The sequence below is a fragment of the Caulobacter sp. UNC279MFTsu5.1 genome (assembly GCF_900114015.1).
Taxonomy (GTDB): domain Bacteria; phylum Pseudomonadota; class Alphaproteobacteria; order Caulobacterales; family Caulobacteraceae; genus Caulobacter.
On the sequence record NZ_FORN01000068.1, the window covers coordinates 1 to 22,741 of the forward strand.

Sequence of the window (22,741 nt, forward strand, 5' to 3'; positions counted from 1 at the left end):
TGGGTTACCCTCACCTGTGCGTTGGTGACGGGCGGCTACGACGTTTACAGGTGGGGAACTATGGGTTCGCCCACCCGACCCGAGGCTATTGGGCTGCTGCTCGGAATTGCGCTGCTGGCCGCAAATTGGCGGAAGCTGTGGTTTCCTCGGCCGGCTATGTAAATGCGGCACGACCGCTTTCCCACCCTAGTCGGACTTTCGAACCGTCGGCTTGTCGATCAAGAAGAGCTGTGGTCCGTTCCTACTATGCGCTTGCGACGCAAATGAAGAAACAGCCGCGTCAGCCAGAAGAAAGTCAGCCCCGCTATGGGCCAACTCCAAACGGCCAACATTGGGTGCACGCGTGCCGCAAGACTGAAGACGAAGTTGCCTAGAGGCGAAAAGAACCACACCATCATGAACACGACGGTGGCAGCAAAAGCATACCAGTAATCACTTCGTGGGCGGCGTTCTGGGCGCAGGCTCATAGCGAGACCATACGAGGGTGTTCCGAGGCGTCAACGCCGACGCTTCATCCAAGGTCCGCTCGCCACCCTCCTCGGGAATTCAGAACGTCCGCTTGGCGTAAGCCCATTCGCTGCGAACGGACGCCGGGGATCGAGCGGCGTCCATCCCCGTCGCGCCGGCGAAAAAGCCAACAACCTCAACGTCCTGCCTAAAAAGCAGCGCGCCTTGTCCTCGGCGTTCAAATCCCCCGCATACTCGCAGTCATCCCGTCGCGGGGAGAGGGCGCTTGGATCCGGCCCGATGCGTGCGGCGGGTGCGATCGAGCGGGGTCCTTCGGAGGCGCGTGAGCGTGGCCGACGGGGCTTAAACAGAGGGCGAGGGACGTAAGCTCGCCCATCGGCGGTCCGTCGGAGGATCGCCGCCCGTCGTGGGGTTCGCTCCGGTCCTGGCTTGGCTCACTCCCGCCTCTGAAATCAAGCGGTGCACAGATCCGGCGGGGAACACACCGGGTGGGGTGAAGGGCGGAAAAGGCCCGCGCGCCCCGGCCTTGCGGATAACGGTCGCGCGGGGCGTCCAGGTCTCGTCGAAACGGTATCGCATCTTCCATCGCTCCGGGCGCAGCCCGGCGCCCCGCGCCTCTCCATCTCGCTCCGCGCGCCGTCCGGCCCGTGGGGGCGAAACCGTGCGCGTTGTTTGATCAGGAGGGCGCCATGACCCAGAACCCACGCCGCAATCCGCCCAGCCTCCGGCCTCATCGCCTGGGCGGTCCCGCCCCGCCGCCGCCGGAGCCCACGGCGGCCGAACGCCGCGCCGCCGCCAAGGCGGTCCGCGACGCCCGGCAGGCCGAGATCGAGCGCGAGCGGGCGCTGAAGAAACGCGTCGTGGCGCTGCTGGAAACGCGTCGCGCCGAGTTTCGACGCCGTCGCGGCAGTCCGCCTCACGTGCATTGGAACTTCATCGAGGTCCTGCGCGCCGCCGGCAAGTGGTTCGGCGACGACGATCCGGACTGGAAGCTGCCGTCGTGGATGCTGCGCGGCTACGACCCCATGGCGCATCGGGACTATTGGCTGTCGCAGCTCGGGGAGGCGTCCGGCTGACGTGCTGACGCTTCTCAATCGGCCGTTAAGGCTGTTGGCGCACAGTTTTCCACAGCCCGCCGGCCCACGACCCGCCGGCCAGGCGGGGCCCAGGGAAGACCGTCATGTCCTCGACCGTGACCTCCAGCTTTCGCCGCTCGCACGACCATTTCGAGCCCCAGGACACCGATCCCCAGACCCAGCGCCGCCTGCGCGGCCAGTTGGAGCAGATCGACTACACCGCCTTCGCCTCCAACACCGCCGTGATCGCCCAGGTGCTCGGCAAGAGCGACGCCGGCAAGTTCCAGCGCCTGGCCGTGGCCGCCGCCATGGCCCGGTCCCGCTGGGTGGCCGAGGCCGTGGCCATGACCGAGCACGGGACGGCGATCACGGCCGAGCAGACGGCGCGGCTGGCCGCCCTGCGCGCCGCCTACGAGGAGCTGGCCGAGGTCTACGAGGCCATGCGGCGCATGGTCGAGCGCGGCTACCTGACCTACACGAACCCGATGGTCACCGAGGGCGGGAACGTAGTGGCGCGATAGGGGCGGCCTATTGCGGCGCCCCTAAGGTTCGTCATCCCGGACGTAGCGAAGCGAAGATCCGGGACCGCCGGAAGCGCCTGCGTTCACGCGTCGGTCCCGGATCGGCGCGCTACGCGCTTGTCCGGGATGACAGTTCCAGGGCGAAGCTAACCGGCGATCTTGTCGCCGCGACGCAGCGGGTCGGGCAGGGGATCGCCGGCCTTCACGAACTGCAGCGACACCGAATTGATGCAATAGCGCAGCCGGGTCGGGGCCGGGCCGTCCGGGAAGACGTGGCCCTGGTGGCTGTCGCAGCGGGCGCAGCGGGTCTCGATGCGGACCATGCCATAGGAGGTGTCGCGCACCTCCTTGACGTGGGCCGCGTCGAACGGGGCGTAGAAGCTGGGCCAGCCGGTGCCGCTCTCGAACTTGGTCCGGTATTCGAACAGCGGCAGGCCGCATTCGCGGCAGCAATAGACGCCGGGGCTCTTCTCGCCCAGCAGGCCGCCGCAGAACGGGGCCTCGGTGCCGTGGTGCAGCAGGACGCGGGCCTCCTCGGCCGTCAGGTCGGCCTCCAGGCGCTGGCGTTCCGGCTCGGTCGGCGGGGTCAGGTCGAAACCGCTGGAAGACGGGGGGGCGGAGAGGGGGGCTGTGTCGGTCATGGCCGGCAATATGGGCGCTCGCCGGACGTTGCGGTAGAGGGCGAAGGCCTGCTGACAAGGACCGGCGCGACGGCGCATAAGGCTGGCCGCCAGGTTCGTCCGGAACAGTTGAAAGGATCTCGCCATGACCGTCGCCGTCGCTTTCCTGCAACCGGGCTGGGCCGACTGGGAGGCCGGGCAGGTGCTGCCCGCCCTGCGCGAGTACTACGGCGTGCAGATCGAGATCGCCACGCCGGACGGCGAGCCGCAGACCTCGATCGGCGGCGTGCTGGCCGCCGCCGACTACAAGTTTTCCGATCCGGTGCTGGCGGACGCCGACGTCTTCCTGCTGATCGGCTCGGACGCCTGGACGGAATACAAGGACGAGGCGCTGTTCAGCCTGCTGCGCCAGGTGCTGGCCGACGGCAAGGTGGTCGGGGCGATCTGCGCCGGCACGGTGGCCGCGGCGCGGGCCGGGCTGCTGGCCGGCCGGGCCCACACCTCCAACGACCGCGACTGGCTGGCCAAGACCGCGCCCGGCTACGCCGGAGCCGACGGCTATGTCGACAGCCCCAAGGCCGTGACCGACGGCAGGCTGGTGACCGCCCCGGGCTCGGCGCCGGCGACCTTCAGCGCCGCGATCTGCCGGCTGGTCGCGCCGGAGGGCAAGCACGACGAGTACCTGGCGATGTTCGCCCGGGAATTCCAGGACTGAAACCTGGCGGACCTGGCCGGGGGCAGGCCCATGAGCATGTCCCCGGTCGTCCTGCTTCAGCGCTGCTGCTCGCGAACATCGGGGCAGGAACCTTGCGCGCCGGTCCTCGCGCAGCATTGCGGTTCCCCTCGGAAACCGTTGTCATGGACAAGGTCACGCCGCGGCGCCGTTGCAAACCTCCGGCGGCCTGCTAGTGCCTGTCGAAAGAGACAACGACAAAAGCGTAGGGAACGGCCGGATGTTCAAGAAGCTGCTGATCGCCAACCGGGGCGAAATCGCGGTCCGGGTGATCAAGACCTGCCGCCGCCTGGGCATCGCGACCGTGGTGGTCTATTCCGACGCCGACGCCGACAGCCTGGCCGTCGAGATGGCCGACGAGGCGGTGCACATCGGTCCCGCGCCGGCCAACCAGTCGTATCTCGTCGCCGACAAGATCATCGCCGCCTGCAAGGCGACGGGCGCGCAGGCGGTGCACCCGGGCTTCGGCTTCCTGTCCGAGAAGGCCGAGTTCGCGCAAGCCTGCGCCGACGCGGGGATCGTGTTCATCGGTCCCAACCCCGGCGCCATCTCGGCCATGGGCGACAAGATCGAGAGCAAGAAGTTCGCCCAGAAGGCCGGCGTCTCCTGCGTGCCGGGCCATATCGGCGAGATCGACGACACCGCCCACGCCGTGCGGATCGCCGAGGAGATCGGCTATCCGGTCATGATCAAGGCCAGCGCCGGCGGCGGCGGCAAGGGCATCCGCGTGGCCTGGACCCGCCAGGACGTGGAGGAGGGCTTCCCCGCTGTCCGCTCCGAGGCGGCGGGCGCGTTCGGCGACGACAGGATCTTCATCGAGAAGTTCATCGAAAGCCCGCGCCACATCGAGATCCAGGTGCTGGGCGACAAGCACGGCAACGTCGTCCACCTGTTCGAGCGCGAATGCTCGATCCAGCGGCGCAACCAGAAGGTCATCGAGGAGGCGCCCAGCCCGTTGCTCGACGAGGCCGCCCGCGCCGCCATGGGCGCCCAGGCCGTGGCCCTGGCCAAGGCGGTGAACTACGACAGCGCCGGCACGGTCGAGTTCGTGGCCGGCCAGGACAAGAGCTTCTACTTCCTGGAGATGAACACCCGCCTGCAGGTCGAGCACCCGGTCACCGAGCTGATCACCGGCCTGGACCTGGTCGAGCAGATGATCCGCTCGGCGTGGGGCGAGAAACTGGCCTTCGAACAGTCGGACCTTTCGATCAACGGCTGGGCGGTCGAGAGCCGGATCTACGCCGAGGATCCGTACCGCAAGTTCCTGCCGTCGATCGGCCGTCTCGTCCGCTACGCCCCGCCGGCCGAGGGCGACCACGGCGACTACAAGGTCCGCAACGACGCCGGGGTCCGCGAGGGCGACGAGATCTCGATGTACTACGACCCGATGATCTCCAAGCTGTGCACCTGGGCGCCGACCCGCCTGGCGGCGATCGACGGCATGGGCCGGGCGCTGGAGGACTTCCACATCGAGGGCCCCGCCCACAACATCCCGTTCCTGGCCGCGGTGATGGACCAGGCGCGGTTCCGTTCGGGCAAGATCTCGACCAACTACATCAAGGACGAGTTCGAGGGCGGGTTCAAAGGCGCGGAGCCGACGGCCGAGCAGGTCGACGTGCTGACCGCCGTCGGCGCGGCCATGCAGCGGGTCTACGCCGCCCGGGCGCGCTCGACCCAGGCGGGGCTCAGCCATCCGGTCCGCACCGAATGGGTCGTCGCCGTCGGTCCCGCCAAGCGCCGGGTCAGGCTGTCGGGCGAGGGAACGCGCCTGGCCGTCGAACTACTGGACGAGGGCCGGACCCTCGAGCTGGAGACCGTCGACTGGCGGCCGGGAAAGCCGGTGTTCAGGGGCGTGCTTGGGGGCAAGCCCTTCACCGTCCAGGTGACGCCCGCCGCCGAGGGCTTCACGATCCGCCACCGCGCGGCCAAGGCCAAGGTGCTGGTCCTGACCCCGCGATCGGCCGAGCTGCACGACAAGCTGCCCGAGAAGCAGGCGGCCGACACCTCCAGGCTGGTGCTGTCGCCGATGCCCGGCCTGGTGGTCAGCATGGACGTCGCGCCGGGCCAGCAGGTCCGCGAGGGCGAGGTCGTCTGCGTGCTCGAGGCCATGAAGATGCAGAACATCATCCGCGCCGAGCGCGACGGCGTGGTCAAGGCCGTCAACGCCAAGGGCGGCGATCCGGTGGCGGCCGATGAGGTGCTGGTCGAGTTCGCCTAGGCGTGGTCATGTCCCCCTGGGTTGAGCTTGGGGAGCGATTCGATGACGCTGGCGCAGAAACTCTTTTCGTTTAAGGGCCGCATTCGACGCCGCGACTACTGGCTCCTCAGCCTGTTGCTGGGCGTCATCGTGGTCGTGGCCTACATCGTCGCGGCGGCGATGGGCGTCGATGTCACCAGCGAGTCGGACGAATCCACGCTTTTGCAGCTGGCCGTGAGCCTGGCGCTCATCTGGCCGGGCTTGGCCCTTGGCGTGAAGCGTTGCCATGACCGCAATCAAAGCGGCTGGTGGCTGCTGATCGAGTTCATTCCGATCGTCGGGGGGTTCTGGGCCTTGATCAACTTGGGCATCCTGGATGGGACGCAGGGGCGCAACCGTTTCGGGCCGTCGCCCAAGGGGATCGGCGGCGACGTCGATCCAGAGCTTGAGAAGGTGTTCGCCTAGGCGCCTCTTTCGTCCGGTCGCGACGCGGCTTAGGTTCATGCCGCGACCTTTGGGGCCTGGCTGAATGAACGAACGCGCGGAGTGGTGGGACCTTTTCCTGTCGGCCTCGGGCCGGACGGCGCGCGGCCCGTTCCTGATCGTCGCCGGCGTGCTGCTGGGCGTCGCCATCCTCTACGACGCCAGCCTGCCCGACGCCCTGCATTGGCTGACCGGCTGGCTGGTCTATCCGACCCTGGTGTTCTGCGGCGCCTGCGTGCTGTCCAAGCGCCTGCACGACCGCGGACGGTCGGGCTGGTGGGCGGCGCTGGTGCTGATGTCGCTGGTCGCGGTCTGGCCCACGCCCAAGCACTTCCTGGACTTCCTGTTCGCCGGGGTCCTGGTCTGGGCGATCGTCGAGCTGGGCGTCATGCCGGGCGAACAGGGCGCCAACCGGCACGGACCCAACCCGCTGAAGCCGGCGCCCGCCGTCTAGGTCGGTTCTAGACCGGCGGCGCCTCGGCCTCGACCGGGCCGAACACCCGCTGGAACGCCGCCCGTAGCGCCTCGTCGGCCTCGTCCATCGTCACCGGCAGGCCCAGGTCGACCAGGCTGGTGACGCCGTGTTCGGTCTGGCCGCACGGCACGATGCCGCCGAAATGCTCGAGGTCGGGCTCGACGTTCAGGCTGATGCCGTGGAAGCTGACCCAGCGGCGCAGCTTGACGCCGATGGCGGCGATCTTGTCCTCGCGCGACCAGCCGGGACCCTTGCGCTCGACCCAGACCCCGACCCGGCCCTCGCGCATCTCGCCGGTCACGTTGAAGGCGGCCAGGGCCTGAATGATCCAGGCTTCCAGCGCCGCGACAAAGGCCCGCACGTCGCGGCCGCGTTTGGTCAGGTCCAGCATCACATAGGCCACCCGCTGGCCGGGGCCGTGATAGGTGAACTGGCCGCCGCGGCCGCTCTCGAACACCGGGAAGCGGTCGGGGACGATCAGGTCGGCGGGCTTGGCCGACACGCCGGCCGTGTAGAGCGGCGGATGCTCCAGCAGCCAGACCAACTCGCCCGCCGTCCCGTCGGCGATGGCGGCGGCGCGAGCCTCCATGGCGGCAACGGCTGCCGGGTAGGGCACGCACCCGGTCGAAACCGCCCACCCCGCCGGCGCGCCGCCGGGCGCCGCCAGCAGCGGAAGGTCCTTATTTTCAAGGTTTAACGGGCGATCAAGCATACGGCCTTAGTCTTGCATTGGGTGACACGCGGCCAAGGATGGCCGCGTGTGAAATCCAGGGACTTACTTCGTGAGCCAGGTCAACGCCGTCAATGTCGAGATCTCCGTTCTGCTGGGACGGTCGATCCTGCCGATGCAGCAGCTCCTGCGCATGGGCCGCGGCGCGGTGATCCCGCTGGACGCCAAGACCAACGACGAGGTCTGGATCCTGGCCAACAACCACCCCATCGCCCGCGGCGAGATCCAGATCAGCGACGACCGCATCGCCATCCAGGTGACCCGCGCCGCCGACGTCTACGATTACATGGCCGGCGGGTCCTGAGGACAGGCTTGCGCTGGCGCGCGAAAGCGCCAATCAGGATCACGGCATTCCACGGGTGATCCATGCAACGCATGACGACAGTTCTGGCCGGGGTTCTGATCCTCGGCCTCACCACGGCGGCCGCGAAGCCACGCGGTCATTCAGGCGTCTACGACAATATCACCTCGATAGAGGAGACCGGCGATGTCGTCGGCGCCCGGGTCGAGGTGTTCGACGGCCCTAGGCCCTACGCCGTGGTGCGGATCTGCGAGGGCGAGTGTCCCGAGGCCGCCAAGGTTCCCGCCACGATCAAGGGCGACACGATCGCCTTTACCTACATCCTGCCCAGCAATCCGCCGGCGACCCTGCATGTCACGGGCCGCTTCACGCGTCGCGGGCTGGTGCTGCGTACCGGCCTGGACGAGAAGGAGCAGCTTCTGCGTCCCGGCAAGCCCTATGAATGAGCGCGGCTTTGTTCGTGATCCGCGAACTCCGCTCTTTCCAAATCAAACTCAGTTTGCTACCTGCCGCGCCTCACCACGAGCGGTCGTGGCGGAATTGGTAGACGCGCAGCGTTGAGGTCGCTGTGGGGCAACCCGTGGAAGTTCGAGTCTTCTCGACCGCACCAGGTGAGACAACGGATAGAGCGCTTCCGGCGAAATCGGTTTCCGACTCGTCAGGGGCGCTCTAACCATTTCCGGGGAAGGGCTTGGCCCTTCGCAGCATTCAGGTCACGCGCAGGACGCACGTCTCAGAGTTCAGGAGGTCCCAATGTCCCGGGAAACAACCGACCTGACGGACGATCCGCGCCACAGCCTGGTCATCCCCGAACCCGAGACGCCTGAGGATCTGGAAGACCTCGCGCTGGGCGACGACTACGCGCTCAATCCCGAATATGTCGAGATGGTCATCGACGCGGCCGATCGCGGCGACACCGCGCGGTTGCGCGAGCTGGTCCACGCCCTGGATCCGGCCGACGTCGCCGACCTGATGGGCTTCCTGTCGGCCGGCTATCGCGAAGAGGTCATCCCGGTCCTGGATCCTGAATGGCTGGGCGAGATCATCGCCGAGCTGGACGACAACCTGCGCGAAGAGGTGCTGGAGGCCACGCCCTCGGCCACCCTGGCCAAGGCGCTGGAAGAGCTGGACTCCGACGACGCCGCCGACGTCATCGACGACCTGGACGAGGGCAAGCGCGCCCAGGTGCTGGCCGCCATGGACGAGGGCGACCGCGCGGCGATCGAGACGACCCTGGCCTACGAGGACGAGACGGCCGGCCGCCTGATGCAGCGCGAGTTCCTGGCCGCGCCGCAGTTCTGGACCGTGGGCCAGACCATCGACCACGTCCGCGAGGCCGGCGACCGCCTGCCGGAGCTGTTCTTCGACGTCTATGTGGTCGACCCCAGCTTCACGCCGGTCGGCGCCCTGCCGATCAGCCAGCTGCTGACCAACAAGCGCGAGACGCCCCTGGCCGAGATCATGGAGCCGGTGACCGAGATCGCCGTCGACATGGACCAGGAAGAGGTCGCCTACATCTTCGACAAGTACCACCTGATCAGCGCCCCGGTCGTCGAGACCGGTGGCCGGCTGGTGGGCCAGATCACCGTCGACGACATCGTCGGCGTCATCCGCGAAGAGGCCCAGGAGGACATCCTGGCCCTGGCCGGCGTCAGCGACACCGGCCGCGACGCGACGGTCAACGACATCGTCCGCTCGCGCCTGCCCTGGCTGCTGCTGAACCTGGTCACCGAGACCATCGCCGTCAGCGCCATCGCCATCTTCCAGGACCAGATCGCCAAGCTGGTGGCCCTGGCCGTGCTGATGCCGATCGTCTCGTCTCTGGGCGGCAACGCCGGCACCCAGACCCTGGCCGTGGCCGTGCGCGCCCTGGCCAGCAAGGAGCTGAACGCCGCCAACGCCCGCCGGATCATCGTTCGCGAGTTGTCGGTGGGGGCGATGAACGGCCTGGTCCTGGCCGTGGTGATGGGCATGGCGACGTTCGTCTTCTACCACAACGCCAAGCTGGCCATCACGGTCGGCCTGGCGCTGGTGGCCAACATCGTCACGGCGGCGCTCGGCGGCATCCTGGCGCCGCTGGCGCTGGAGAAGATGGGCCGCGACCCCGCCGTCTCCTCGTCGATCTTCGTGACGTTCCTGACGGACTTCATGGGCTTCTTCGCCGTGCTGACGATCGCGGCGCTGTTGCTGCGCTAGGACCGGGGCGACGGTCGGCCGGCGCCCGCGAACAAAAGCGTGGGAAGACCGCTGCGGACGCCACGAACGGCGCCCATCTTGCGCTTCATAGCCTGAACGCATCCGCGTCTGTCTCAAACTGGGTCATTCTTGGCGATGAAACCGCGCTATCAGGTCTCCCGCGCCGCCGTCGATCTCATCAAGAGGTTCGAAGGTTACCGGATGAAAGCCGCGCAGCTGCCCGACGGGCGCTGGACGCTGGGCTATGGCCACACCCTGACCGCGCGCGGCGGAGCCTCTGTCTCGGAACAGGACGCCGAGGCCCTGCTGCTCTACGACCTGATCACCGTGGCCCACGCGGTCAACGAGAACGTCTACACGCCGCTGAACCAGAACCAGTTCGACGCTCTGGTCTGCTTCGCCTTCAACATCGGCACCGAGAACTTCGTCCGCTCGGCCGTGCTGCGCCGCCTGAACGAGGGCTCGCTGCTGCAGGCGGCCTGCGAGATGGAGATGTGGCGCAAGGCCGACTTCGAGGGCGAACGCATCGTCATCGACGCCTTGGTTCGCCGCCGCTCGGCCGAGAAGGCGCTGTTCCTGACCCCGCCGGACGGCGAATGGGTGGCCGCGCCCAGCTCGGTGCTGCGGCCCAAGATCGACTACGACGCCGGCAAGCTGGTGCCCAGCCAGGCCCCGGCCGCGATCACCACCGCGCTGAGCGGCGACAAGGCCGTAGCCCTGCGCGAGGACGGCTCGTCCGCGCCGGCGCTGCCCGGCGCCGGACCCAGCGCCAGCGAACAGGCCGCCGCCGCCGTCGGCGCGCGCCTGGAAGCGATCCTGCCCGACGAAACCGCCGCGCCGACGCCGCTCGCCGCGCCGGTCCAGGACCTGGTCCTGCCGGAACCGCCCGCCCGGGCCGCCGCCGCCGCGCCGCCGCCGTTCGTCTATCCGACGCCCGAACCCGTCGCGGCCGCCGAGCCGCCCGCCGCGCCGTTCCAGCTGACGCCGGAAGAGCCGGTCACCGAGCCGGCCGTCGTTCCGCCGCCGGCCCCCGAGACCGCCGCCGCGGCCGAGCCGAGCCTGTTCGGGACCGCGCCGGAGCCGACCAACGGCTCGCTGTTCAATCTGGGCGGCTTCTCGACCAGCGGTCCGATCGAGCTGGAGCCGCAGGACGTGGCCTTCGCCCATGTGCAGCCGCACGCCTTCGGTGGGATCAGCCTGCTGGTCAGCCTGGGCCTGCTGGGCCTTGCGCTGTTCGGCGGCGGCATCCTGTGGAACCTCAGCGTCGCGGCCGACGAGGGCCTGTCGCCGATCAGGATGTTCGGCTGGGGCGCCAGCGTGATCGGCATGATCTGCTTCGCCACCTCGGCCTACCTGCTGATGCGCCGGCTGGGCGATCCGGACTCGCAGGACGAAGACTAGGTCTCCATCCGAGCGATCGTGAGCATGAACGCCCGCGGGTCTGCTTGATCCGCGGGCGTTTGTGCTATGCAGAGGGTCATGACGAACCAAACCGCACCCTCGATGGATTTCGCGCTGGGCGAGACGGCCGACGCGATCCGTGACACCACCGCCCGCTTCGCGGCCGACCGCATCGCGCCGATCGCCGCCAGGATCGACGAGACCAACACCTTCCCGCGCGAGCTGTGGGTACCGATGGGCGACCTCGGCCTGCACGGCATCACTGTCGAGGAGGAGTTCGGCGGCCTGGGCCTGGGCTATCTCGAGCACGTGATCGCCATGGAGGAGGTGAGCCGCGCCTCGGCTTCGGTCGGCCTCAGCTACGGCGCCCACTCCAATCTCTGCGTCAACCAGATCCGCCGCTGGGCCAGTCCCGAGCAGAAGCAGCGCTATCTGCCCAAGCTGATCAGCGGCGAGCACGTCGGGTCGCTGGCCATGAGCGAGGCCGGATCGGGCTCGGACGTCGTCTCGATGAAACTGAAGGCGGAAGCCGTCGGCGACCGCTACGTGCTGAACGGCACGAAGTTCTGGATCACCAACGCCCCGCACGCCGACACCCTGGTGGTCTACGCCAAGACCGATGAGCGGCGGATCACCGCCTTCCTGATCGAGAAGGGCATGAAGGGCTTCAGCGTAGCCAAGAAGCTGGACAAGTTCGGCATGCGTGGGAGCGACACCGCCGAGCTGGTGTTCGAGGACTGCGAAGTGCCCGAGGAGAACGTCCTGGGTCCGGTGGGCGGCGGGGTCGGGGTGCTGATGAGCGGCCTGGACTACGAGCGCGCCGTGCTGTCGGCGGGGCCGCTGGGCATCATGCAGGCGTGCCTGGACGTGGTGCTGCCCTATGTCCGCGAGCGCAAGCAGTTCGGCCAGGCGATCGGTTCGTTCCAGTTGATGCAGGGCAAGATCGCCGACATGTACGTGGCCCTGAACTCGGCCCGGGCCTATGTCTACGCCGTGGCCCGCGCCTGCGACGCGGGCAAGACCACGCGGTTCGACGCGGCGGGCGCCATCCTGATGGCCTCGGAAAACGCGGTGCGGGTGTCGCTGGAGGCCATCCAGGCCCTGGGCGGCGCGGGCTACACCAAGGAGTGGCCGGTCGAGCGGCTGATGCGCGACGCCAAGCTCTACGACATCGGCGCGGGCACCAACGAAATCCGGCGCTTCCTGATCGGGCGGGAGCTCATCGGAGCCTAGATCCTCCCCCTCTGGGGGAGGTGGCCCGAAGGGCCGGAGGGGGCGCCGCCCCTCAGTCGGCTTCGCCGACAGCTCCCCCGCAGGGGGAGCATCAAAATGAAAGGGCCGCCCCGATCGCTCGGGACGGCCCTCCATCGTCGTAGCCGCGTCCGCAGCGTGACTTCGAACCTTAGGCGTTCAACGCCTTCAGTTGGAGACCTCGATCTTCAGGCCCCAGGTCACGACTTGCGACCGCGGTTGGAGACAATGAGACACTGGTCACCTCCTTTCAGTTGTTGAACAACACAGGACGAATATGGGCGCCGATCGGCCGTCCTGCAAAGGGGCAATGTCGCGACCGGACGTCGCGGGCGCTAAGGAATCCAGATTCCGGTCAGATCGTAGTTGGTTGCTGTGCAGGCGCCATTGTCCTTGGCTAAACGGAAGATCACAGACTTGTCCTGCGCACGGGCGGTCAGGAGGATCGAGAGATAGGCTTCGCGATTGAGGTCGGCCTTGTCGACGACGATGGCCCCGCCGGTCGCGCCATTGATCGCCAGATTGATCCAGACATAGCCTTCCTGGGAATAGAAGGCGCTGGCGATCTTGGCCGTGCATTCCGTGTAGGCGGCGGCGGGAGTCACCGCGACCGTCGCCAGGCCCAGCGCGATCGCCAGAGTTTTGAAATACTTCTTCATCGCCATCCCCAGAGGTTGAGCGGCGATGGTTAGCTTGGCCTTGGCCGTGGATCAATCTTGCGGACTGAGCGGTGGCACTCCCGGGTCGCGCAAGGGGGGCAAGCGCGACCCGGGGCCGCATCGTCGGATCAGGCTAGAGGGCCCGCACGATCACGACGATGAGGGTCCAGAGACCGAAATTGAGGCCCAGAGCGCCGAGGCGATACATGTTCACGCTCGAAGGCCTGGCGGCGAGGGCGACAGCGGTGGCGGCGGGGCGTTTCACGTCGGTTTCCATCCCATGGCGCATTGGAGCAGCGCCTTGACCTCAAGATAGGCCTGGTCGAGCTCCAGTCCCATGCGACAAAAGCAACGGATCGGCGCAAATGAGCGGACCGATTGTCGCAGTTCTTGCGTGGAGAGCCTGATGCCGGTCTGGGACCCCGACGTCTACCAGCGCTACAAGGCCTATCGCGATCGGCCGGCCCTGGACCTGATGCTGCAGATTCCACGCGACCTGCAGCCGCGCGAGATCTGGGACCTGGGCTGCGGGACCGGCGAGCACGCGGCCCTGCTGGCGGCCCGCCACCCGAACGCCCGCGTGCACGGCCTGGACTCCAGCCCCGAGATGCTGGCGCGGGGCAGGGCGCTTTCGACCGAGGTCGACTGGGTGGAGGGCGACATCGACGCCTTCGCGCCGGACGCGCCGCCCGACCTGATCTTTTCCAACGCCGCCCTGCAGTGGGTGGGCGGCCACGAGACGCTGTTTCCCCGGTTGATGGCGAGCCTGGCGCCCGGCGGAGTGTTCGCCTGCCAGATCCCGGTGGTCACCGACGACGGCTGGCGGCGCAGCCTGGCCGAGACGGCGGCGAACGGCCCCTGGGCCGAGCGCATCGCCAAGGTCGACCGGGTACGTCCCGCCATCGACCCGCGCCAGTATTACGACTGGCTGGCGCCGCTGGCGGCCCCCTTGATCGACGGCGGCCTGGATCTTTGGACGACGACCTATCTCCACGCGCTGGAAGGGGCCGATCCGATCGTCGACTGGACGGCCGGCACGACCTTGCGGCCCTATCTGGAGGTGCTGGACGAGGGGGAGCGCGAAACCTTCCTCGCGACCTGGCGGGCGCGCCTGGCGGTCGACTATCCGCGCCGCGAGGACGGCGTCACCCTGCTGCCGTTCCCGCGGATGTTCATCGTCGCGCGTCGCCGTTGAGCCGCGCCAGGTCGGCCAGGCTGGGTCGGCGGCGCAGCTCGGTCACCGGCTTGCCCAGGCTGTCCAATGCCAGGGCCGCGGCGGCGCGGCCGGCCGCGACCGCGGGCTCGAAGGCCTTCCAGTCGCGGATGTCGATCTCGTTGAGCTTGGGGGTGATCAGCACGTCCGAGGCCTCGCGGCTGGCGGCCAGGTCGCGGCCGGTCGAGACCGTGGCGGCCCGCATCAGCAGGGCGACGATCGGCGGACCCTTGCGCCATTCGCCCGACCACAGCCAGCGCCAGAGTGAGGCCGGGCGGTCCACGTCGTCGGCGGTGATGCTGCGGCCGCGCGTGACGTCCACTCCGACGATCGGCCCCAACTGGAAGGCCCGCATAACGTCGGCCGGGAAGTTCTTCATCACCGCCCCGTCGACCAGCACCGAATTGCCGTCGGTCACTGGCGGCAGCACGCCCGGCAGCGAGATCGAAGCCCGCAGGGCCTCCTTCAGCACGCCCTGGCGGTGCAGGTGATAGGCGCCCGAGGTCAGGTTCGACGACACGCAGAAGAACGGCAGCCACAGGTCGGCGATCTCGATGTCGTCGAAATGCTCGTCCAGCCGCGCCTTGACCTTCAGCCCCTGGGTCATGGCCACCAGGGGGAAGGCGATGTCGTCCAGGGGACTGGTCTCGACGAAGGCCTTGCGGATGCGGGTCTCCATCTCGCCATCGTCCCAGCCCATGGCCAGGCCGGCGGCGACCACGGCCCCCATCGAGGCGCCGCCGACGAAGTCGATCGGCACGCCGCGCTCGCGCAGGGCCTGGATGGCCCCGACATGGGCGTAGGCCCGCGCCCCGCCGCCCGACAGCACCAGCCCCACCGACTGGCCGGTCAGCACCCGCGCCAGGCGCTGGACGTCGGCCATGCCGTTCTCGCGCAGATGGAACAGCCGCGCGGCCTGGGTGGCGTTCAGCCACTCGCCCGAGCCCTTGGGGTGGGTGACCTTGGCCGGCTGCAGCAGGATCAGGTCGACCAGGCGCTGGTCCTGCAGCGGACCCGAGGCGTAGGATGGGATGACCGCCGGCGGCTTGTGGTCGCCCAGGCCGACCCGGAACAACCGGTCCACCTGCCGGCCGACCACGTGCTTCCACGCGGTTTCCTCGGCCTCGGCGACGTACAGCACGAAGTCGTGCTGGCGCTCGACGGTGCTGAACCATTCGGTCGGGGCCAGCAGCGACGCCGCGCCCTCGACGGTGACCGAATAGCCCAGGGTCGCGATGGCGTGGGCGATGCGCTCGACGATCGGCCGGATCGCCTTGCCGGGCTCGACCGCGATGAAGCCGAAGACCGACGGGTCGCCGATCGAGGCGTGGGCCCCGGCGTTGCGCGCTCGACGGATCATCAGCCGCGACAGCTCGATCATCACGTCCGGGTCGCGCTCGACGGCTTCGAAGAAGGCGGTGCGGGGCAGGGCCAGGACTTCCGAATCGCGCAGGGCCACCAGGTTGGCCGAATGGGGCGAGCCGGCGATCATCGCCATCTCGCCGGCCGGCTCGCCGGGGCGGATCACCCCAAGGAACTGAGGCTCCTGGCCTTCCTCTCGCCGGAAAGCCCCCAGCCGGCCGGTGCGCAGGAAGTAGAGATAGTCCGCCGCCTCGCCGGGCGCGTAGAGTGTCGCGCCGCCCGGCAGGGAGAACCAGGCGGCGTCGCCTTCGCGGTGTTCTTGCGCGAAGAGCCGGGCGAGGGCCGTATCGGCCATGAAGTCGGGCAGAGTGACCACGATGGAACGCTAACTTGAACCGTGGACCTTGGCCATCGAAGGTCAAAAACTGCGACTTTCGGTCGGAAACGGAAAAGGCTATGCCTCGCTAATGCCGAAGATGAACACGGGTATCGACAAAAACGGCGAGACCTTCGCCAAAAACGCCGCGCACAACCGGGCCCTCGTGGAAACCCTGCGCGAAAGGGTCGCGCAGGCGGCCCTCGGCGGTCCCGAGAGCGCCCGGACGCGCCACGCGGCCCGCGGCAAGCTGCTGCCCCGCCAGCGGGTCGAGCGCCTGCTGGACCCCGGCTCGCCGTTTCTGGAGATCGGCCAACTGGCCGCCTGCGACCTCTATAATGGCGAGGCGCCGGGCGCCGGCGTGATCACCGGCATCGGCCGGGTGTCGGGCCGCGAGGTGATGATCGTCGCCAACGACGCCACGGTGAAGGGCGGCGCCTATTTCCCGATGACGGTGAAGAAGCACCTGCGGGCCCAGGAGATCGCCCAGCAGAACCGCCTGCCGTGCGTCTATCTGGTCGACAGCGGCGGGGCCAACCTGCCGCACCAGGCCGAGGTCTTCCCCGACCGCGACCACTTCGGTCGCATCTTCTTCAACCAGGCGCGGATGAGCGCGGCGGGCATCGCCCAGATCGCCTGCGTTATGGGCTCGTGCACCGCCGGAGGGGCCTATGTCCCGGCCATGAGCGACGAGACGGTGATCGTCCGCGACCAGGGCACCATCTTCCTGGCCGGCCCGCCGCTGGTGAAGGCCGCCACCGGCGAGGTCATCTCGGCCGAGGAACTGGGCGGGGCCGACACCCATGGCCGCCGTTCGGGCGTGGTCGACCACGTGGCCAACGACGACGAGCACGCGCTGGAGATCGTCCGCGCGATCGTCGCCAACCTCAACACCACCAAGCGGGTCGAGACCGAGATCCGCGACGCCAGGCCGCCGGTCCACGATCCGCAGGAGCTGTACGGCATCGTCCCGACCGACGTGCGCGCGCCCTACGACGTGCGCGAGGTGATCGCCCGCATCGTCGACGGCAGCGAGTTCGACGAGTTCAAGGCGCTGTACGGCGCGACCCTGGTCTGCGGCTTCGCCCGCATCTGGGGCCAGCCGGTGGCCATCCTGGCCAACAACGGCGTGCTGTTCAGCGAGAGCGCCCTGAAGGGCGCGCACTTCATCGAGCTGGCCTGCAAGCGCAAGATCCCGCTGGTGTTCCTGCAGAACATCTCGGGCTTCATGGTCGGCGGCAAGTACGAGGCCGGCGGCATCGCCAAGGACGGCGCCAAGCTGGTCACGGCGGTCGCCAGCGCCGAGGTCCCCAAGTTCACCGTGCTGATCGGCGGCAGCTTCGGGGCCGGCAACTACGGCATGTGCGGCCGGGCCTACAGCCCCCGCTTCCTGTTCACCTGGCCCAACAGCCGCATCAGCGTGATGGGCGGCGAGCAGGCGGCCAGCGTTCTGTCGACCATCAAGCGCGACGGCCTGGAGGCCAAGGGCGAGACCTGGGCGGCCGAGGACGAGGAGGCCTTCAAGGCCCCGATCCGCGCCCGCTACGAGGCCGAGGGCGATCCCTACCACGCCACCGCCCGCCTGTGGGACGACGGCGTCATCGACCCGGCCCAGACCCGCGACGTGCTGGGCCTGGCGATCAGCGCCAGCCTGAACGCCCCGATCCCCGAGACCACGTTCGGCGTCTTCCGGATGTAAGCCGAAAAGGGCAAGCCATGACCAATCCCATCGCCGATCCCCTCGTCGAGGTTCCCGACACCGACGCCATGACGCCGCTGGTCCATCTGGATTCCACGCCCGGCGGCGCGGTGACGGTATGGATCAACCGACCGGCCCGGAAGAACGCCTTCGACGCGGCGACGATCGCGGCCCTGCACCAGGCCTTCGAGACCCTGCATGGGGCCGAGGGCGTGCGGATCGTCTTTCTGCGCGGGGTGGGCGGGGCGTTCAGCGCCGGGGCCGACCTGGAATGGATGAAGGCGGCCGCCGACTGGAGCGAGGACGACAATCGCGACGACGCCCTGGGCCTGGCCCAGATGCTCAAGGCCCTGCACGACATCCCGGCCCTGACCGTGGCCCTGGTCGAAGGGCCGGCCTTCGGCGGCGGGGCCGGCCTGGTCGCCGCCTGCGACCACGCCCTGGCCACGGCCGACGCCAAGTTCGCCTTTTCCGAGGTCAAGCTGGGCCTGACCCCCGCCACCATCAGCCCCTACGTCATCGCCGCCTTGGGTCCCCGCACCGCCAAGCTGCTGTTCGCCACCGGCCGGGTGTTCGACGCCGACCAGGCCTGGAGCTACGGCCTGGTCGACGAGGTGTTCGACGACGCGGCCGGCCTGGTCGCCGCCCAGGACGCCCTGATCGAGGAGGTCGCCGCCTGCGCCCCCGGCGCGATCGGCGACGCCAAGGCCCTGGTCAACGACTTCGTCGGCCAGAAGATCGACCGCGGCCTGCTCGATGAGACGGCAAGACGCATCGCGCGCCGCCGCGTGTCGGACGAAGGCCAAGAAGGCGTGCGCGCGTTCCTCGAACGCCGTAAACCCGGCTGGACCATCTAGAGTCGAGCAGGGGGCCATATGACGGGCGAAATGGAAGCGGCGGCGGCGGACTCCGTCACCGCGTTCTTCAAGCGGCGCGGGAAGCACGCCTCCGAGGGCGTTGGAAAGCCGTGCGCCAACTGCGGGACCGCGCTCGAAGGCCCGTACTGCCACGCCTGCGGCCAGAACGCCGACAACCACAAGCGCTCGATCGGCCACCTGATCTGGGAGGCGATCGAGGGGATGTTCCACCTCGACGGCCGCCTGGCCCTGACCCTGCCCGCCCTGTTCTTCAAGCCCGGCGGGCTGGCCAAGGACTACATGGAAGGCCGGATCGTGCGGCACGTGCCGCCGTTCCGCACCTTCCTGGTGGCCCTGCTGCTGTTCATCTTCGCGGCCGAGCACGCCATCCATTCGGCCCAGCACCACGCCGAGGAGCAGGCGCACAAGCGCGCCGAGGCCCTGGCCACGCCGCAAGGCCGGGCCGCCGAGGCCGCCCGGATGCGCGCCGAGGCCGCCACGGACCGCGACGCCCGCCTGAAGGAAGCGGCCGAGGATCGCGACTCGACCCTGGCCGAGGCCGCCGCCGACCGCGACGAGGCCCTGAAGGATCCCGACGAGGATCGCGCCAAGGTCCAGGAGCGCTATCAGGCCGCCGCCGCCAAGGCGCCGATCCGCTATCAGAAAGACGTCGCCAAAGCCCAGACCCGCTATGCCGAGGCGCTCGCCAAGGCTGACCATCTGCAGAACAATCCGCTGGCCGCCCAGGAAATCCTCAAGGCCGACGAAACCATGCGCCGGAAGGCCGCCGAGCGCATTCGCGGGGCGTCGCTGGATCCGACCAGGATCGGGGAGGAGGCGAGCGCCCTGGCCGAAGAGGCTGGCGACACGACGACGGTCGGCGGCGTGAACGTCAAGACGCCCGAGGCGCACGACGCCAAGCCCGGCGACGCCGCCCACGGCGACAAGGTGCACTGGTTCAAGGCCGGCCTGGCCAAGGCCTTCGAGAATCCCGAATACTACATGGTCGTGATGTTCGGCTGGGGCCACAGGCTGGCGGTGCTGCTGCTGCCGATGCTGGGCCTGAGCCTGACCCTGGTCTATCTGAACAAGCGGCAGTTCTTCGTCTACGACCACCTGATCGTGGCGACCAACCTGCTGTCGTTCGCGTTCCTGACCAATGCGCTGGGCCTGGTGCTGCCCGATCCCGTCCGCAAGTGGTGGTTCCTGCTGCTGGTGGTCTGGACGCCGATCAACCTGTTCCAGACCCTGCGCGGGGCCTACGGCTCCAGCATCTTCGGCGCGATCGTCAAGACCCTGTTCGTCTGGTGGTCGACCATGGTCTCGTTCGTCTTCCTGCTCAGCGTCCTGCTGGTTTTCGCCCTGGCCCAGATCTAGGGTCCATCTAGGAATTTCGTCTTGATCTCGTCCGTCCTCATCGCCAATCGCGGCGAAATCGCCCGTCGGATCATCCGCACCGCCCGCGAGCTGGGCGTACGGACGATCGCGGTCTATTCCGAGGCGGACGCCCACGCGCCGTTCGTGATGGAGGCCGACGTCGCCATCCTGATCGGCCCGGCCCCGGCCCGCGAGAGCTACCTGGTCCCGGAGAAGATCCTGGCCGCCGCCCGCCAGACCGGCGCCGAGGCGATCCATCCGGGGTACGGTTTCCTGTCCGAGAACGCCGACTTCGCCCAGGCGGTGATCGACGCCGGCCTGGTCTGGATCGGCCCGCCGCCCTCGGCGATCCGCGCCATGGGCCTGAAGGACGCGGCCAAGACGGTGATGATCGCGGCGGGCGTGCCGACCACCCCCGGCTATCTGGGCGAAGACCAGACCGTCGAGCGCCTGGCGGCGGAGGCGGTCAAGATCGGCTTTCCGGTGCTGATCAAGGCCGTGGCCGGCGGCGGCGGCAAGGGCATGCGCAAGGTCGACAGGGCCGAGGACTTCGCCGCCCTGCTGGCCTCGTGCCAGCGCGAGGCCCGCGCCAGCTTCGGCGACAACCGGGTGCTGTTGGAAAAGTACGTCACCCGCCCGCGCCACATCGAGGTGCAGGTGTTCGGCGACAGCCACGGCAATGTCGTCCACCTGTTCGAACGCGACTGCTCGCTGCAGCGCCGCCACCAGAAGGTCATCGAGGAGGCCCCGGCCCCCGGCATGGACGAGGCCACCCGCGCCGCCGTCTGCGGGGCGGCGGTCAAGGCGGCCCAGGCGGTGGGCTATGTCGGGGCCGGCACGGTGGAGTTCATCGCCGACGCCAGCGAGGGCCTGCGCGCCGACCGCATCTGGTTCATGGAGATGAACACCCGCCTGCAGGTCGAGCACCCGGTCACCGAGATGGTCACCGGCCAGGACCTGGTCGAATGGCAGCTGCTGGTGGCCTCGGGCGAGCCCCTGCCGCTGGAGCAGGACGAGATCACGCTGGACGGTTGGGCCATGGAGGCGCGCCTCTACGCCGAGAACCCGGCTGTCGGCTTCCTGCCCTCGACCGGCCCCCTGACCCACTTCCGCCTGCCCGAGGGCGACGTGCGGGTCGACAGCGCGGTGGAGGAGGGCGGCGAGGTCACGCCGTTCTACGACCCGATGATCGCCAAGCTGATCGCCCACGGCGTCGACCGCGAGGACGCCGCCGCCCGCCTGGCCGAGGCCTGCCGCCTGGTCGAGGTGTATCCGGTCAAGACCAACGCCGCCTTCCTGGCCCGTTGCGCCAGCGATCCGGACTTTGTCGGCGGGGCGGTGGACACCGGCTTCATCGAGGCGCGTCTCGAGGCCCTGACCGAGCGCGAATTCTCCGACGCCCCGACCCTGGCGGCGATCGGTCAGCGGCTGGAGGCGTTCATGGAGGCCGACCAGCCCCGGGCCGACCCCTGGGCCAGCGCCCCGTCGCGGCTGCTGGGCTTCCGGATGAACGCGCCGCGCGCGGCGATGACCCTGCCGCTGGCGATGGACGGCAAGGCCGTACCGCTGCGGGTGGCGCTCGCGGGAGGAGCTGGCGACGACTGGTCGTGGGACATCACGGTCGAGGATGGCCGGCCGCTGGACGACGTCGACGTGCTGCCCACCACCTACGGCGGCGATCCGCTGTACGTGTTCGAGGGGGGCGACGTCCGCGAATTCGACTTCACCTACCAAGGCGGCGGCGCCCATGCGGCGGCCTCGGACGGGGCGATCCTGTCGCCGATGCCGGGCAAGATCGTCTCGGTGGCGGTCGAGGCCGGCCAGGCGGTGGTCAAGGGCCAGACCCTGCTGACCCTGGAGGCCATGAAGATGGAGCACGCCCTGGCCGCGCCGTTCGACGGCGTGGTCGCCGAGCTGTCGGCCACGGCCGGCGGCCAGGTCAGCGAGGGCGTGGTGCTGGCGAAGCTGGAGCCGGTCCACTAAGTAGCCGCCATGCCCCTGCATATCATCAAGCTGGTCGTCGGCTGCGACAACATCGAGGAACTGGTCGCCTGGCACGCCGAGGCCGACCGGCCGTGGATCATGCACACCCGCATGACGCCCAAGCGCATCGACGAGGTTCTGGACGGCGGCTCGCTGTACCGGGTGATGAAGGGCCAGATCCTCTGCCGCCAGACTATCCTGAAGATCGATACGGTCGGCGAGGGCCAGGCCTCGCGCTGCGAGGTGACCGTCGATCCCACCATCGTCCGCGTCGCGCCCACGCCCCGCCGGCCGTTCCAGGGCTGGCGCTATCTGAGGCACGAGGATGTTCCGCCGGACCTGACGGAAGCCGAAGCGGCTGAGATGCCGGCCGATCTGGCCCGGCAGTTGCGGGAACTGGGGGCTTGGTAGGGCTCTAGAAAGAGATGGGCTCCTGTCCGCGTTCGACCCGTTGCGGACGTTGTCCGACATTGCGAAGCTCCATTAGCAACCGTCGCGCGTAGGACACTTTGGAAGTTTTCGACCTCACCCATTCCCTCAACCAAATCAAACCCGCCTTCTGGTTCGACGCGCTATTTGCCGTGGTTGGATTGGGGATGTTGGTGGTGGCCGTCATTATCCTTCGGTCTGTCAAACGCGGGCAGGGTGACACTTCTGATCGCATACGCCGGATCGGCTGGTTCTTGCTTCCCTTCTCCCTCTTCTGGGTCACTTTCACGTCTTGGATGAACTACCAAGACATCCGTCACGCCTATGCGGTTCG

The 22,741-nt window shown here is 68.7% G+C and carries 23 protein-coding genes, 1 tRNA gene and 1 pseudogene; 19 read left to right on the forward strand and 6 right to left on the reverse strand.

Annotation, left to right across the window (positions count from 1 at the left end):
- Positions 1-1,157: 1,157 nt before the first annotated feature.
- Together BM066_RS24215 and BM066_RS24220 are read left to right on the forward strand one after the other, a co-directional pair.
- The gene (locus tag BM066_RS24215; RefSeq protein WP_018112992.1) at positions 1,158-1,544 is read left to right on the forward strand and encodes a hypothetical protein; all 387 of its coding nucleotides are present in this window, start codon (positions 1,158-1,160) and stop codon (positions 1,542-1,544) included.
- Between the two features lie 104 nt (positions 1,545-1,648).
- Positions 1,649-2,065, forward strand: a complete 417-nt coding sequence (locus BM066_RS24220; RefSeq protein ID WP_018112993.1) for a hypothetical protein — start codon at positions 1,649-1,651, stop codon at positions 2,063-2,065.
- A 146-nt stretch (positions 2,066-2,211) separates the two neighbouring features.
- On the opposite strand, the gene msrB is transcribed toward BM066_RS24220, so the two are convergent.
- Complete coding sequence (gene msrB, locus BM066_RS24225; RefSeq protein WP_089930958.1) at positions 2,212-2,706, reverse strand: peptide-methionine (R)-S-oxide reductase MsrB; 495 nt, start codon at positions 2,704-2,706, stop codon at positions 2,212-2,214.
- A 124-nt stretch (positions 2,707-2,830) separates the two neighbouring features.
- Here msrB and BM066_RS24230 point away from each other — a divergent pair, with 124 nt between their 5' ends.
- The 4 genes from BM066_RS24230 to BM066_RS24245 all read left to right on the forward strand — a co-directional run bounded on the left by BM066_RS24230 (position 2,831) and on the right by BM066_RS24245 (position 6,552).
- Positions 2,831-3,400, forward strand: coding sequence for a DJ-1/PfpI family protein (locus tag BM066_RS24230; RefSeq protein WP_089930947.1), 570 nt, complete (start codon positions 2,831-2,833; stop codon positions 3,398-3,400).
- A gap of 238 nt (positions 3,401-3,638) precedes the next feature.
- Positions 3,639-5,636, forward strand: coding sequence for an acetyl-CoA carboxylase biotin carboxylase subunit (locus BM066_RS24235; RefSeq protein ID WP_018113038.1), 1,998 nt, complete (start codon positions 3,639-3,641; stop codon positions 5,634-5,636).
- Between the two features lie 42 nt (positions 5,637-5,678).
- A complete protein-coding gene (locus tag BM066_RS24240) occupies positions 5,679-6,080 on the forward strand; it encodes a DUF805 domain-containing protein (RefSeq protein ID WP_049801609.1) in 402 nt (133 codons plus the stop codon).
- Positions 6,081-6,144: 64 nt separating this feature from the next.
- Positions 6,145-6,552, forward strand: coding sequence for a DUF805 domain-containing protein (locus tag BM066_RS24245; protein ID WP_018113036.1), 408 nt, complete (start codon positions 6,145-6,147; stop codon positions 6,550-6,552).
- 7 nt (positions 6,553-6,559) lie between these two features.
- Here the strand turns inward: BM066_RS24245 and lipB are convergent, their stop codons facing one another.
- Positions 6,560-7,285, reverse strand: coding sequence for a lipoyl(octanoyl) transferase LipB (lipB, locus tag BM066_RS24250; RefSeq protein ID WP_029589431.1), 726 nt, complete (start codon positions 7,283-7,285; stop codon positions 6,560-6,562).
- Between the two features lie 70 nt (positions 7,286-7,355).
- On the opposite strand from lipB, the gene BM066_RS24255 reads away from it, so the two are divergent.
- From BM066_RS24255 to BM066_RS24280, 6 genes are all read left to right on the forward strand, one after another.
- Positions 7,356-7,607 carry a FliM/FliN family flagellar motor switch protein gene (locus BM066_RS24255; RefSeq protein WP_012287186.1) on the forward strand — a complete coding sequence of 84 codons (252 nt, stop codon included), beginning with the start codon at positions 7,356-7,358 and terminating at the stop codon, positions 7,605-7,607.
- A gap of 62 nt (positions 7,608-7,669) precedes the next feature.
- Complete coding sequence (locus BM066_RS24260) at positions 7,670-8,050, forward strand: hypothetical protein (protein WP_143093799.1); 381 nt, start codon at positions 7,670-7,672, stop codon at positions 8,048-8,050.
- A 79-nt stretch (positions 8,051-8,129) separates the two neighbouring features.
- Positions 8,130-8,214 (forward strand) — tRNA-Leu (locus BM066_RS24265).
- A gap of 143 nt (positions 8,215-8,357) precedes the next feature.
- Entirely contained in the window at positions 8,358-9,800 is a 1,443-nt protein-coding gene (gene mgtE, locus BM066_RS24270; RefSeq protein ID WP_089930949.1) for a magnesium transporter, read from the forward strand.
- Positions 9,801-9,935: 135 nt separating this feature from the next.
- Positions 9,936-11,201, forward strand: coding sequence for a lysozyme-family localization factor SpmX (spmX, locus tag BM066_RS24275; protein ID WP_089930952.1), 1,266 nt, complete (start codon positions 9,936-9,938; stop codon positions 11,199-11,201).
- 78 nt (positions 11,202-11,279) lie between these two features.
- The gene (locus BM066_RS24280) at positions 11,280-12,434 is read left to right on the forward strand and encodes an isovaleryl-CoA dehydrogenase (RefSeq protein WP_029589428.1); all 1,155 of its coding nucleotides are present in this window, start codon (positions 11,280-11,282) and stop codon (positions 12,432-12,434) included.
- Positions 12,435-12,620: 186 nt separating this feature from the next.
- Here BM066_RS24280 and BM066_RS27415 read toward each other — a convergent pair.
- The 3 genes and pseudogenes from BM066_RS27415 to BM066_RS27205 form a co-directional block, all read right to left on the reverse strand.
- A pseudogene (locus BM066_RS27415) lies at positions 12,621-12,706 on the reverse strand (hypothetical protein).
- An 81-nt stretch (positions 12,707-12,787) separates the two neighbouring features.
- The gene (locus BM066_RS24285; protein ID WP_018113374.1) at positions 12,788-13,117 is read right to left on the reverse strand and encodes a hypothetical protein; all 330 of its coding nucleotides are present in this window, start codon (positions 13,115-13,117) and stop codon (positions 12,788-12,790) included.
- 127 nt (positions 13,118-13,244) lie between these two features.
- Entirely contained in the window at positions 13,245-13,376 is a 132-nt protein-coding gene (locus BM066_RS27205) for a hypothetical protein (protein ID WP_255367713.1), read from the reverse strand.
- Positions 13,377-13,517: 141 nt separating this feature from the next.
- Here BM066_RS27205 and BM066_RS24290 point away from each other — a divergent pair, with 141 nt between their 5' ends.
- Positions 13,518-14,306, forward strand: a complete 789-nt coding sequence (locus tag BM066_RS24290) for a methyltransferase domain-containing protein (RefSeq protein WP_018113376.1) — start codon at positions 13,518-13,520, stop codon at positions 14,304-14,306.
- On the opposite strand, the gene BM066_RS24295 is transcribed toward BM066_RS24290, so the two are convergent.
- Positions 14,284-16,065 carry a patatin-like phospholipase family protein gene (locus tag BM066_RS24295; protein WP_089930954.1) on the reverse strand — a complete coding sequence of 594 codons (1,782 nt, stop codon included), beginning with the start codon at positions 16,063-16,065 and terminating at the stop codon, positions 14,284-14,286. The genes BM066_RS24290 and BM066_RS24295 overlap by 23 nt on opposite strands.
- A gap of 88 nt (positions 16,066-16,153) precedes the next feature.
- Here BM066_RS24295 and BM066_RS24300 point away from each other — a divergent pair, with 88 nt between their 5' ends.
- The 6 genes from BM066_RS24300 to BM066_RS26715 form a co-directional block, all read left to right on the forward strand.
- Positions 16,154-17,761, forward strand: coding sequence for a carboxyl transferase domain-containing protein (locus BM066_RS24300; protein ID WP_018113378.1), 1,608 nt, complete (start codon positions 16,154-16,156; stop codon positions 17,759-17,761).
- Positions 17,762-17,778: 17 nt separating this feature from the next.
- Positions 17,779-18,618 carry an enoyl-CoA hydratase-related protein gene (locus BM066_RS24305; protein ID WP_018113379.1) on the forward strand — a complete coding sequence of 280 codons (840 nt, stop codon included), beginning with the start codon at positions 17,779-17,781 and terminating at the stop codon, positions 18,616-18,618.
- An 18-nt stretch (positions 18,619-18,636) separates the two neighbouring features.
- A complete protein-coding gene (locus BM066_RS24310; RefSeq protein ID WP_018113380.1) occupies positions 18,637-19,995 on the forward strand; it encodes a DUF3667 domain-containing protein in 1,359 nt (452 codons plus the stop codon).
- Positions 19,996-20,016: 21 nt separating this feature from the next.
- Positions 20,017-21,978 (forward strand): acetyl/propionyl/methylcrotonyl-CoA carboxylase subunit alpha, encoded by a 1,962-nt coding sequence (locus BM066_RS24315; protein ID WP_089930956.1) that lies wholly within the window; start codon positions 20,017-20,019, stop codon positions 21,976-21,978.
- A gap of 9 nt (positions 21,979-21,987) precedes the next feature.
- The gene (locus BM066_RS24320) at positions 21,988-22,389 is read left to right on the forward strand and encodes a DUF1489 family protein (RefSeq protein ID WP_018113382.1); all 402 of its coding nucleotides are present in this window, start codon (positions 21,988-21,990) and stop codon (positions 22,387-22,389) included.
- A 98-nt stretch (positions 22,390-22,487) separates the two neighbouring features.
- The coding region (locus BM066_RS26715) for a hypothetical protein (protein ID WP_218150943.1) at positions 22,488-22,741 on the forward strand (254 nt) is incomplete at its 3' end.